The organism is Nostoc sp. C052, from assembly GCF_013393905.1.
Classification (GTDB): domain Bacteria; phylum Cyanobacteriota; class Cyanobacteriia; order Cyanobacteriales; family Nostocaceae; genus Nostoc.
Genome location: NZ_CP040272.1, coordinates 7794919 through 7807663, shown reverse-complemented (window position 1 = coordinate 7807663; position 12745 = coordinate 7794919). Strand labels below are relative to the sequence as shown.

Genomic DNA, 12745 nt, shown 5'->3' with positions numbered 1-12745 from the left:
CAAGGAATTTCTTTAGTAGTTATACCAATTTAAAAAAAAGAATGTGACAGATAAAACCTGAAAACCTACATTAGAGCAGGCTTTCTTAATTTTGAATTTTGAATTGGTGTTATTTTTCCTGAAATGTCCAGACTCCTTCATCCCAATCTGATTCTGTTGGGGGTGATTGTAACCAATGCTGACAACGCAATAAGTGCAACATAGCAGCTTTGTCCTGGCTATCGGCTGCCAAAACATTAGCAAACTCAGCTCTAGCACGAGAAAACTGCCGCTTGAGGTAATACTCACGCCCTTTATGATAATGCTCAATTACTTGCAATTTTTCGCTTTCAATTGGATTGGAACGCAAACCCAATAATTCATATATAGCTACTGGTTCGTTTCTACCTTTAACACGAATGTAATCTAGTTCTCTAGCCCAAATTTGCTCTTGGCATGGTTGAAAAGTATTATGGCTAATAATAATATCGCAACCATATTGCTTACTAACACTTTCTAAGCGGGAGCCAAGATTAACGCCATCACCAATAGCGGTAAATTCCATCCGCTTACTAGAGCCGATATTTCCACTAATCACGGTATCGGAGTTGATGCCAATGCCAATTTTAATTTTGGGCTTATCATCTGTATAGCGACGTTGATTAAATTCGTGTAGACGAACACGCATTTCTAAGGATGTTTGCACTGCCATCCAAGCATGTTCTTCTAATGGTAAAGGAGAACCAAACACAGCCATGATGGCATCGCCGATGTATTTGTCAAGAGTGCCTTTATGTTTAAAGACTGCCTCCACCATTGATTCAAAATATTCATTGAGCATACTTACCACTTCTTCTGCTTCTAAGTTTTCTGTCAAAGTGGTGTAGCCACGAATATCCGAAAATAATATCGAAACTTCTTTGCGATCGCCTCCTAGTTTAGCATCATCTAATTTCAGCAATTCTTCGGCTAATTCCTGGGTCATGTAGCGGTACATCGTACTCTTGAGCCGCTTTTCATCACTAATATCTTCCATTACCACCAGCGCCCCCCGGACTTGCTCTTGGTCGCTAGCATCGGCAATGGTGTTAATCGATAAATTAATACTATGCTGTTCTGTACCAGTGCTAATAAGTGTGCGATCGGGGTAATATTGCTGACGACCTTTTAAGTCAACTGCATGTAAAGCATCCTGATACCACTTGCTAAAGTCGCCTTCTTTGATGCCAATGACATCATTAACTAATTTACCTTCTAAACGGTCATTTATTCCCAGTCCTAGCAAACGTTGGGCGCTTTCATTGGCGGCGATAATTAACCCAGTTTTATCAGTGGAAACTACTCCATTGGAAAGACTACGCAGAATATCCCGTTGCATTTGTTCTTGTTGCTTGACTGTGGCAAACAACTGGGCATTTTGCAGCGCTACTCCTGCTTGAATATTAAAAGCTTCCATGAATTCTTCATCGTTGCGGTCAAAGCTAGCTTGGAAGCAGTCGGGAGCTTTGGGCCAATCAGCTGGATTATAAGGGGGAAAATCACCATTTTTCTTTTTATTTACGAGTTGGGTAACGCCAATCAGTTGTTGATCGGCATTAAACACTGGCATACAAAGTAAGCTACAGGTGCGATAGCCATTTTGCTGGTCTAGTTTTTGGGCTGTTTCTGAGTCAGGATCGTAGTACAAATCAAAGCCTATATTCAGCTTTTTGCCAGAAGCCGCGACGATCCCAGCAAAACCTTTACCTACAGGGACTCGCAACTCTTTCGTTGAACCATCATCCTGAGTGATTTTCGTCCACAATTCATGACGATCGCGGTCTATTAACCATAGTGTACTGCGATCGGCATTCATCAGCTCCTTGGCTTCATCCATCACTCGTTTGAGTGTGTCTTCTAAGTCCAGACTGCTTTGAGAAAGTGACTTAATTGCCTTCATCAGCGCCGCCACCGCTCTTTGTTTTTGGGTAGCTACATAAAAAGAGCGCGAAGACTCTAAAATTAGGCGAATCGAAGGGGCAAATTCTTGAAATAATTGTTCGTCAGCACAGCTAAAACCTCTGGTATCAATTCGCTCTGCAAGTGCAGCATCGTGGTTATTTCCAGATTTTAATTTATTCAGTAATTGTACTACTGCAACTAATTGCCCATGTTCATTTAACAACGGCAAAGCGAGCATGGTGTAGGTGCGATAACCAGTTCTTTTTTCTTGTTCTTGGGCAAAATGCGATCGCGGATCGTTATAAAAATCAAAGGGAATATTGATAACTTCTTTAAAAGTGGCAACTTCACCACCAATGCCTTTATTTGCGGGGATACGAATTTCTAAAGAGCGACCGCCCTCACCCTCAGCTAAAATTGACCAGAGTTCTTGTTTTTCTTCATCCAATAAAAATATCGTCGTCCGGTCTGCACCCAGTAATTCCCCGGTTTTTAAGGTAATCGAATGCAACATTTCTTGCAGAATGGTTTCAAACCCATGAGAATCCAGCATTGATAGGGTTTGATGGACAATCTGTAATTTTTGCTCGACATCCTTAACGACCTGTTTAAAAGTATCCTGAGTCAGGGGAGCAAGAAACGTAGAAAAAGTTCCTTGTCTTGTGGCAAGAGCACCCACAGGAGCAGAATTCGCTTGTAATTCGAGGTTTTCTTGGTTGTGAACACCAATAATCACATCAGTGGTCTCCCCACAACTTCCTTGATACGCTGACATAACTGGTATTTTATATAGCGGGATGAGATTTTAGATTTAACAATGAGATTAAATTTATGTAAGTGGTGTTAAAAGCAACAGTTGCTCGACATTATCCATAGTTTAATCGCTTGTTCAGCCAGCGTCATCCTGTGAACTAAGGCGGAAGTTGATTACTAATAAGGATGACTTGACCAAAACCCCTTCCTACTAATGATCAATAGAGGGTCAGACCCCTCATTTAAACGAGAAAACAATGTTTTTGACAAGCGATCGCTTGTTAGTATTGCCTTGTAATTATGTTGTAGAGGCAGACAAATTAACATTGCTGTGTCTGTAGGACACGATCTATTTCCTTGAACGTTGTAAGTAATTTTACTGATTTTAGATTAGGTCTAGCTCAACTGCGATCGCAGATATAAATAGACCACGCGGTAGCAATACTGTTCGGTTAAGCATTTTTAACTTGAAATTGGGTTTGGGGAAAAGGTTAAGGGTTAAAGGTTAAAGGTTTTTCTTTTCCCTTTTCCCCCGCCCCTTGCCCTACCTTCCCCTTTTCCCCTTAACCGAAAGGTATTGCACGCGGTAGAGGCACAGCATTGCTCATTAGTGTCAACTGAACGTGAAAGTTAGCCTAGAACTAGCTCTTAGATTAACTCGTTCCCAGTCGGAGACTGGGAATGCTCGTCGTTGAGGCTCTGCCTCTCGAACTCGCGGCAGAGCCACTTTTGAGTTGCATTTCCAGCCTCCGGCTGGAAACGAGGTTTTAAAGAAGTTTCAGTTTAATGTGTGCCCTTACGACAGATGTGGTTCAATAATCTGTTGTGATGGCTGTGGCAAATGACCAGATTGTAGATATTTATTTTTATCCAGATAAAGTTAATTAAAAATATTAAGCACAATATTATTTCAGCCAAACATAAATATAAAATCAGATGCAATCTTTTAGTTTATTCCATATTTACATGGGATAGAACATATACTCGATTGTTGGAAATCCACAGGATTATTTTGATGAAAAAATTGAAGGCTCGACTATTTTTAGGCTTGACAGGCGCATTTTTGGCAGTAGGATACTCTGGTTTGCTGGCTAGAGAAATTCCCATGCAGAGTACATCAAATCTGAGAAAGAATCTCTTAGCACAATCAGAAACCAACCAAAATGTCAATGAGTATCTGGAGAAAAATAAACCGGAAAGTTATGAGGCTCTTAAAAAGCAGTTAAATGTAGCTATTGAAGATGCAAAAAGACCAAGTAAAGATAAAGTGGTAAACAATCTTTGGCCATTGTCAAAAAGTAATACTCAAATCAAATGGAGAGAGAATAATGGCAAAATTGAATATCTGATGGCGAATTGGAAATATGTCAAAAACCCAACTGAAGATTGGAAAGTAGGTACGAAAAAAAGTATAGAAGCACGAACCTGGTTAACAGCCGTTCCTCAAGTTAAAGAATTCTGTCAAAATTGTAAGGGTATCGGCATAAATATTCCCGGTAATATTATGCTTTCACTGAGATTACAGCAATATTTAGGCTTAATTTTAAATAGAAACTCAAATAAGACGCATTTTATAGAAATGTGGGTGAAAGCCGAAGATTTAAGTAGACCATGCGTCGATCCAGAAATTAATGATTCTAGTTGTAATGTTTTTGATATACCGATTCCTGCTAGTTATCGAGTTTTGCAAGATATATACACAACTTCTTATGCAGTTGGGAGTCAAGAACATTATCCTTGGACAGGTTTAGGTTATACCTATGATTGGGGAAATCCGAAAAAACCTCGTGAAGGAGCTAGTGAGTTTCTGATCGACGCAACTAAAGAAAAACCCATAGAAGTAGAAGTTGTTTCAATCACAGCCACGAAAGAATATTGTAATAATCAATATTTAACGGTCAAAAATTAGAAATAAGCTATCATGAAACACCTCGAAGGAAAAGTGGCTTTGGTAACAGGTGCTACGCGGGGACTTGGTAGGGGAATTGCCATTGGTCTTGGTGAAGCAGGTGCAACTGTATACGTAACGGGCCGGAGCCTCAACAACTCTTCTAGTGATGGGGTTTCAGGGAGTCTTAGTGAAACGAAATCAGCCATTGAGGAAGTCGGTGGTGTATGCATTCCCGTTCAAGTAGACCACAGCGATGATGAGCAGGTGCGTTTGCTGTTCGATCGCATTCAAGATGAGCAGAATGGACAACTCGATCTACTAGTAAATAATGCTTATTCAGGAGTTCAGGCAATAAGAGACGCTTTTGGGCAGCCATTTTGGGATTGTGAGCCTAGTCTTTGGGATGCTAGTAATAATGTTGGTCTTCGTAGCCACTATGTTGCCAGTATTTTTGCTGCCCGAATTATGACTAAGCGTCACTCTGGACTAATTTGCACCATTTCTTCGTGGGGTGGGATGTCTTATATTTTTAATACAGCTTATGGAGTTGGCAAAGCAGCTTGCGATCGCCTTGCTGCTAATATGGCTGTTGAACTCAAACCCCATAACGTTACTTCTGTTTCAATTTGGCCGGGTATTGTTGGTACTGAGCTTTTTTCGCGTTTTGCTTCTGAGATGAATCAAACCAATGGTACTGAAAAGAATTTCTCATTTTTAAGCGATCGCTACAATTGGGAAACTCCCTTATTAACTGGACGGGCGATCGCTGCACTTGCTGGTGAAGCAAATGTTATACACCATACAGGACGTGTGCAAATTGTTGCCGAACTGGCTAAAAAATATGGAATTGTAGATGAAAATGGCGATCGTCCTGCCTCATTACGCTCTCTGCGTTTTGTGCTACCTGCTGCATTGCCCGTACTGAGAAAGTATTCATGGCTTATACCTGATATTAAAATGCCGTGGTCACTGCTATTATTGAGTGCCCTCGGCTCACCTAAAATTTAATGAGGATTGAGCATTCGGGTAAAAAATATCCAATTAACTCTTGTGGGGTAGGCGACACGAGAGCCCTATAGACTGGGCTCTCGTGTCGCCCACCCCACAATATTGGATAATTTATTTCTTGGAGTTCCCTTATTGTAGAGACGGCGAATCATCGCGTCTTGCCTTAACCGAACCGTATTACGGGATGAGGGGACAAGAGGACAAGGGAATAACCAATCCCCAATCTCCTTTTCCCAAACAAGCTGTTTGAGGCCATAAAACTTTGTATCCTGAATTAATAGGTCTTAATTAATAGTTTTTTTAAAACTGGTGCAAGAAGATTTTAGGCTGATTGTTGATTTAGTTTCAGTTCTAGCCGTTGCAGCCTGTGGTGGACTGTTGGCAGCACTTCTGCGACAACCGGTGCTGCTAGGATATCTCATTGGCGGGATGATCATTGGGCCAGCCGGACTGGGATTGATTAAAGAAGTCATTCAAGTAGAGACTCTGGCACAGTTTGGAGTCGCCTTTTTGTTATTCGCTTTGGGTGTAGAATTTTCCTTTGCAGAACTCAAGAAGGTAAAAGCGATCGCTCTTGGTGGCGGCGGACTCCAGATTGCTTTGACAATTCTAGTCACAGTTGCAATCTGTGGGTTAACTGGAGCCTGGGGAGCTTTACCTGCTAAAGGTATGTTTTTAGGGTGTATTCTGTCTTTGTCTTCCACAGCCGTTGTTCTCAAGTGTTTGATGGAGCGCAACGAAACAGAAACGCCCCACGGGCAAGTAATGCTGGGAATTTTAGTAGTACAGGACTTGGCACTAGGACTGATGTTAGCAGTCTTACCAGCCCTCAACCAACCAGCAGAAACCATTGGTATCGCTGTGCTAACGGCGCTAGTTTTGATTGGTTTATTTGCTGCTGGGGCGATCGCTGCGGGGATTTGGCTGATACCGCCTTTATTGCGATTGCTAGCCCGTACCGAAAGTAAAGAACTATTCTTATTAGGAGTTGTAGCCCTGTGTTTGGGTATTGCTCTATTAACAGAGCATTTGGGGCTATCCATTGAAATGGGGGCATTTGTCGCGGGTTTGATGATTTCTGAGGTGGAGTACGCCGATCAAACCCTGACTTATGTGGAACCACTGCGAGATATCTTTGCCAGTTTATTTTTTGCCGCCATTGGGATGTTAATTGACCCAGTGTTTTTGTGGAACAACCTAGAATTGATTTTGGGGTTAGTGGCAATAGTTTTCGTAGGTAAATTTTTGATTATCACGCCCCTAGTGAAATTATTCCGCTACCCTTTGAAAACAGCCATAATCGCCGGTTTGGGACTGGCGCAAATTGGGGAATTTTCCTTTGTTCTCGCTAGTGAAGGGCAGTCTTTGGGGCTGGTGTCCCGACAAGTATACTTATTAATTTTGGGAACCACCGCAGTCACTCTCATGCTGACTCCTTTTGTACTGCGGTTAGTGCCATTTTTATTTAACTTTGCCGAATCAATGCCTTGGTTGAAACCGTATTTAGAAGAAGATGAGGCGCGAGATGTATCGGAAGATTTGCCCTTCAAAGACCATGTGGTAGTTTGTGGCTATGGACGAGTGGGTAAGAATTTGGTGAAGTTGTTGCAGCAACATCACCTACCTGTGGTAGTAATAGACCAATCGGAGAGCAGAATTCAGCAGTTGCGTGAGGCTGGGGTGTCTTATGTATATGGTAATTGCGTGAGTTTACATGTTCTGGAAACTGCCGGCGTGAATCATGCCAAAGGAATGGCGATCGCACTACCAGACCCTATGAGTACCCGTCTTTGCTTGAAACGCGCTTTGGAATTGCGCCCAGAATTAGATTTGGTTGTCCGTGCTACCCAGGATAAAAATATTGAAGTGCTGTATCAATTAGGAGCCAGAGAAGTTGTGCAACCAGAGTTTGAAGCCAGTTTAGAAATGGCAACCTATTTATTAACTGGCTTAGGCTTGTTGTCACCACCTGTCGTCCAACGAGAAATGCAGCAAATCCGCAACGATCATTATTTAGATTTACGGCCAGAACGTTCTGCAACTGAAGTTGCTCGTGATTTACGCCAAGCAACTCTCGATTTAAATCAGCGCTGGTATCCTCTCCCAGCTGCTTCGCCTTTAATTGGTATGACCATAGAAGAAGCAGATATGCGCTATTTAACAGGAGCAAGTTTAATGGCAATTCGCCGTGCTAACGGCGATGAAATCGATTATCCCAATAATAAAACCAAATTAGAAGAAGGCGATCGCTTGCTGGTTGTGGGAGCAGATGAAGAACTGGCAGCTTTGGCAGAATTCGCCAAGGGACAAGCGGCTGTACCCGGAGAGAATAGTGCTTGTCAGTGGGTTACAGTCAATGCAGATGCGCCAACACTAGGTAAAACTCTTGCAGATTTAGATATCGCCAAGCAGTATGCAGTACAGGTACAGGCGATCCGGCGAGATGGCAAGTTTATCCGCTATCCTGATGGCGGTATGGATTTGCGAGTTAGCGATCAAGTATTGTTATGTGGTAACTTGTCAGGTCTGAGTCAATTAGAGCAGTTATTTGCGATCGCCAGTTCAGTACCCCTTTCTGTTCCAGTGGTGAAAGCTGGTGAGGCAGAAATTCTCAAAGAGTCCCTGCCTATAGATAATTGGCGAGAATAGTCATTAGTCATTCATTGGTTATTCACAAAGGATAAATGACTAACTCTTGGGTTTAATATAAGCGATCGCTTGTTTCCAAATAATGATTTGCTGACTGTTTTCATCAACAATACAGATACACTGTGGATCTTGCCATAAAACCTTTCCTGTCAACACATCCTGAGTTAGCAGCTTTAACTCTACTGGCGTTGTTTGTTTAATCAGGTTTTGGACTTGTCTAATACTGGGTAAAGTGGTGTCAAATTCGGTAAGCATTTTTAGTAAAGATGAACCTACAAGGCAAAATAAAGAGTAACTAATCCTTGATAATTCATCCTTGAAGAAATGGCAATCGAATTTACTAAGTATCATGGTCTAGGCAACGACTTCATTTTGATTGACAATCGCTCGTCATCTTTGCCTGTATTAACCCCAGAGCAAGCGATCGAGTTGTGCGATCGCCATTTTGGTATCGGTGCTGATGGTGTTATTTTTGCCCTACCCGGCGAAAACGGCACTGATTACACCATGCGGATTTTTAATTCTGATGGTTCAGAACCGGAAATGTGTGGTAACGGCATTCGCTGTTTAGCTGGCTTTTTAGCAGATTTAGAAGGAGAATCGCGGAATAAAGACTTGTATCGCATTCATACCCTAGCTGGTGTGATGATTCCCCAAATCCTTCCTGATGGTCAAGTAAAGGTGGATATGGGTTTACCCAGGTTACTCGCTGGCGAAATTCCTACCACCCTTGCAACTGCTGAAGAAAAAGTCATTTCTTTGCCGTTGGAGGTGGCGGGGCAAACTTGGGATGTCACTTGTGTAAGTATGGGTAATCCCCACTGTATTACCTTTGTGGAAGATGTCGCAGCAATTGAGCTAGAAACCATCGGCCCCAAATTTGAGCATCACCCAGTTTTTCCGCAACGCATAAATACCGAATTTATTCAAGTAGTGCGCCGTGACTATCTAAAAATGCGGGTATGGGAACGGGGTGCTGGAATTACCTTAGCTTGTGGGACTGGTGCTTGCGCTTCCTTAGTCGCTGGAGTGTTAACTGGAAAATGCGATCGCACTGCCACTATAGAATTACCAGGTGGCCCCTTACAAATTGAATGGTCAGAAGTAGACCAAAGGGTTTATATGACAGGCCCAGCCGAGAGGGTATTCACAGGAAAATTGTAAAAATTATTTCTTCTCTGATCTCTGTGTTCTCTGCGCCTCTGCGGTTCAATAAATAAACCACAGAGGCACAGAGGAACCAGAGAGAGAATATAAAGACATTACTCCAATGCCATTAAAATCAGGCGATTCCACCGTTTACACGAATATTTTGCCCAGTAATCCACCTGGCTTCGTCGCTAGCGAGAAACGCTACTACGTCGGCGATTTCTTGCACATCTCCCAGTTTGCCAAAAGCAGCCATTTGGGCTAAACGGTCTATCTGTTCTTGTGTTTTACCTTCTCGGAATAGTTCTGTATCGGTGGGGCCAGGAGAAATAACATTAACTGCGATCGCTTTTGCACCCAATTCTTTAGCTAGTACCCGCGTGATTTGTTCTACAGCACCCTTGGTTGCGACATAGGCACTATAAGTTGGCAACATCATCACCGTCGTTGATGAGGAAAAGTTGATAATCCGTCCTCCTTCTGACATGTGTTGTGCGGCTTGTTGGCAAGTAAAATAAGTGCCTTTGACATTAATTGCATAAATCCGATCAAACTCTTCTTCTGTCACCTGAGTAATTGGTTTATAAAAGGCGATTCCGGCATTGTTGACCAAAATATCGACTTTACCAAAACGTTCTAGTGTTTGTTCAAACAACCGTTGAATATCGCGTACTTTGCTAATATCAGCTTGGATAGCGATCGCCCCTACTGCCAACTTTTCAATTTCTGCAACAACTTCCTGTGCTTTGCCTGCATTACCCGCATAATTAACGACAATAGATGCGCCGTTACCAGCTAATTTTAGTGCAATCGCTCGTCCAATCCCCCGCGATGCACCAGTGATAATTGCAACCTTTCCTGCCAAAGATGCCATAGATTAATTTGCTTTGATTTTGGTTTACTAAAGTAATTAGTCATTGGTCATTAGTCATAGAGAAGAGGCAGGAGGCTCAGTTGGCAGAAATTCTTTAATTTTGAATTTTGAATTGATTTCTCCCCCATCTTCCACTCGCCACCCTTCACTAAGATTCTGGAACGATCGCAACACCATCCCTAAGATTGAGCAATCCTGAGATAATAACTTTATCTTCTGGTTGTAATCCTTCAATAACTTGGTAATTATTACCTTTGATCTCGCCTAACTTTACTTGTCTTTGTCGAGCTACTTGTTGGGATATACCTTGGGGAGATTGTTCGGTTTCAACTACATAAACAAAAGTGTCCCCACCGATACGAGTCATTGCTGTTGTGGGGATTAAAACTCCGGGGCGCTGATTCCAGAACACTCTAGCTCTTACCAATTGATCTGCCCGTAATTGACCATTAGGGTTATCAAAAAGTGCTTTGATTAATATCGTTTGCGTCTCATTACTGGCGCTAGGTGCGATGAAAAATACCCTACTTCTACCCAGTTTTTGACCTTGTGTATTCATAACCTCCACTGGCATTCCCTTACGCAACTGGGTTCCTTGCTGTAGTGGTACAGAGATATTCACTTCTAAAGGTTGATTTTGGGTGATATTAACTAATTGTGTGGAAGTATTAACTAAATCACCAACTTTCACAGCAATATTACCAATAGTGCCATTAAAGGGAGCGGTAATTTTGTCGTACTGGATCTGCTGTGTTTGATTTACATTAGCTTGCTGCAAGGATTTTTCAGCCTGCAAGATAATGGCTCGTTGTGCTTGAATCCTGGAATCAATTGCATCAAGACTAGTCTTAGCAGTAGCGAGTCTGTCAGCAAACTGATTGCTAGTCTGTCGAGATATGGCTCCTTGTTCAGCTAAGTTGACAAACTTTTCATAGTTCTGCTGGTACAATCGCACATTTGCAGCGTATGATGGTCTTTCTGCTTCCAGAGATTTGAGTGTTGCGCGGGCATTTGCCAGTTGCAATAAAAATGCTTGGGGCACAGTATTGTTAAGAGCGATCGCTGCTTGTGGTGTACGATCTACTTGGAGAATTGCCGCTCCTGCGGGGACTGGATCTCCCGATTTTACAAGTATTTGGGTAACTTGGCCCTGAATCTTCGGCTGAAGCGTGACTGAGCGCTGAGATTTTAGGCTAGCAATAAAATCTGAACTTTCCTCAATTATGCCGCTTTGTACTGTCGATATTTTGACTCTTACCCCTTGAGGTTGAACATTAGCAGTTAAGGGTACTGAATTTTGTTGCGGAGTGAGCAAACGCCAAACTATAGCTGCTCCACCCCCTAACAATAGTAGTGCTGCTAAAAATAACCAAAGCCACCGCCGTTTTCCAGAAGGTGGCTCAAATGAGGTTTGTGGAGCTTTTTCTCCAAAATCAGTTTGAGGCTCAGGGGATGTCATGGCTTATGAGGAACTTAAGGAACAAATTAACTAGAATTCAATCAAAATTTCATCTGTTGATTGTAAATTACTGATTTGGCATGAGGTTTTATCGCAAATTATGTGTTAGACCATCCAAATATACAGTTTTGATGATTCTGTCTAAATCTACCGAAAGGTGAATCCCTTAGTACAAAATTTCATTAATTCATAGCGAATTAACTTTGGTAAAACTCTGCGTACCTAGTCTGCGGGAAGGCGTACCACCTCGTGGAAGCAAGCTACGCGTAGCGTCTCCAAGAGTTGCGCCTATGCGTTTACCTCTGTGTTCCTCTGCATTTAAAAAAGTTATGAACTTATGCAAAGCTGTACTTAGTGGTGCAGAAAACTTTCTGGAGTCTCAGGTTGAGAAAACCGTGACACGTGAGAACTCAATTCGCGTCCCGAAACGTGCGCGCGTTTTTTGAGGTAAGGCGGATGAAGCGTGCTGAGTTCCAAGTTCCTCGGCAAGCGAGTTAAAAGACCCCTTTGATAATCTAGGTTTGTAACTGAGAATTAAAGTCCGATCTAACAAAATCGCCTTGCTCCCAAGGGGAGAGAATAGCAATTAGAACCAAGAGAGTTACTAGATTTAGATCGTAGGAAACAGGCATAGTTTATCAATTTATATATTTGCTGCTGAGGTTTAGGTGATCTATATTCCCGGTTCACCATTATCAAATCTTTAACTATAAGTGCAGGTTTAGATCAGGGCCGGCTCTTGCGTATCCTAATTTTCGGGATCTCAGATCAGTATTCCCAAATATTTTGGTGGTATGACCAGTAAAAAAATGAATCATGCGGTGAAAGTAAAAGTGAGATATGCGGTAGCACTCGCATATAAAAGTAAGGAAAATCCTTAATTATTTAAGGATTTTCCTTATGGGATTTTTTTGTATTCAAGCTTAATCTTATAAAAGCTCAATCCTATATAGGGGTCGAACCCAAAAAAATCTGTGATTTAGTTTGAATAAATAATAAACTGCGTAATTTTGCGGTTTTACTAGTGAGATTGATGAGTCAA

Annotated in this window: 8 protein-coding genes; 4 read left to right on the top strand and 4 right to left on the bottom strand. The window is 42.1% G+C overall.

Features of this window, described 5'->3' with window-relative positions:
* Positions 1-109: 109 nt before the first annotated feature.
* A complete protein-coding gene (locus tag FD723_RS32060; RefSeq protein ID WP_179068944.1) occupies positions 110-2695 on the bottom strand; it encodes a GAF domain-containing protein in 2586 nt (861 codons plus the stop codon).
* Between the two features lie 993 nt (positions 2696-3688).
* Here FD723_RS32060 and FD723_RS32055 point away from each other — a divergent pair.
* The 3 genes from FD723_RS32055 to FD723_RS32045 all read left to right on the top strand — a co-directional run bounded on the left by FD723_RS32055 (position 3689) and on the right by FD723_RS32045 (position 8221).
* Entirely contained in the window at positions 3689-4582 is an 894-nt protein-coding gene (locus FD723_RS32055; RefSeq protein ID WP_179068943.1) for a hypothetical protein, read from the top strand.
* Positions 4583-4594: 12 nt separating this feature from the next.
* Positions 4595-5572 carry an SDR family NAD(P)-dependent oxidoreductase gene (locus tag FD723_RS32050; RefSeq protein ID WP_179068942.1) on the top strand — a complete coding sequence of 326 codons (978 nt, stop codon included), beginning with the start codon at positions 4595-4597 and terminating at the stop codon, positions 5570-5572.
* Positions 5573-5881: 309 nt separating this feature from the next.
* Positions 5882-8221 carry a cation:proton antiporter gene (locus tag FD723_RS32045; RefSeq protein WP_179068941.1) on the top strand — a complete coding sequence of 780 codons (2340 nt, stop codon included), beginning with the start codon at positions 5882-5884 and terminating at the stop codon, positions 8219-8221.
* Positions 8222-8260: 39 nt separating this feature from the next.
* Here the strand turns inward: FD723_RS32045 and FD723_RS32040 are convergent, their stop codons facing one another.
* Complete coding sequence (locus FD723_RS32040; RefSeq protein WP_179068940.1) at positions 8261-8476, bottom strand: RNA chaperone Hfq; 216 nt, start codon at positions 8474-8476, stop codon at positions 8261-8263.
* Between the two features lie 69 nt (positions 8477-8545).
* Here FD723_RS32040 and dapF point away from each other — a divergent pair, with 69 nt between their 5' ends.
* Positions 8546-9385, top strand: a complete 840-nt coding sequence (dapF, locus tag FD723_RS32035) for a diaminopimelate epimerase (protein ID WP_179068939.1) — start codon at positions 8546-8548, stop codon at positions 9383-9385.
* 118 nt (positions 9386-9503) lie between these two features.
* Here the strand turns inward: dapF and FD723_RS32030 are convergent, their stop codons facing one another.
* Entirely contained in the window at positions 9504-10244 is a 741-nt protein-coding gene (locus tag FD723_RS32030; protein ID WP_179068938.1) for an SDR family oxidoreductase, read from the bottom strand.
* A gap of 148 nt (positions 10245-10392) precedes the next feature.
* Positions 10393-11703, bottom strand: a complete 1311-nt coding sequence (locus FD723_RS32025) for an efflux RND transporter periplasmic adaptor subunit (RefSeq protein WP_179068937.1) — start codon at positions 11701-11703, stop codon at positions 10393-10395.
* Between the last annotated feature and the right edge of the window lie 1042 nt (positions 11704-12745).

What these genes read in the sequence shown, in the direction of transcription:
- FD723_RS32060 (WP_179068944.1), bottom strand. Translation starts at nt 2,695, where the DNA reads ATGTCAGCGTATCAAGGAAGTTGTGGGGAGACCACTGATGTGATTATT.
- FD723_RS32055 (WP_179068943.1), top strand. Translation starts at nt 3,689, where the DNA reads ATGAAAAAATTGAAGGCTCGACTATTTTTAGGCTTGACAGGCGCATTT.
- FD723_RS32050 (WP_179068942.1), top strand. Translation starts at nt 4,595, where the DNA reads ATGAAACACCTCGAAGGAAAAGTGGCTTTGGTAACAGGTGCTACGCGG.
- FD723_RS32040 (WP_179068940.1), bottom strand. Translation starts at nt 8,476, where the DNA reads ATGCTTACCGAATTTGACACCACTTTACCCAGTATTAGACAAGTCCAA.
- dapF (WP_179068939.1), top strand. Translation starts at nt 8,546, where the DNA reads ATGGCAATCGAATTTACTAAGTATCATGGTCTAGGCAACGACTTCATT.
- FD723_RS32030 (WP_179068938.1), bottom strand. Translation starts at nt 10,244, where the DNA reads ATGGCATCTTTGGCAGGAAAGGTTGCAATTATCACTGGTGCATCGCGG.
- FD723_RS32025 (WP_179068937.1), bottom strand. Translation starts at nt 11,703, where the DNA reads ATGACATCCCCTGAGCCTCAAACTGATTTTGGAGAAAAAGCTCCACAA.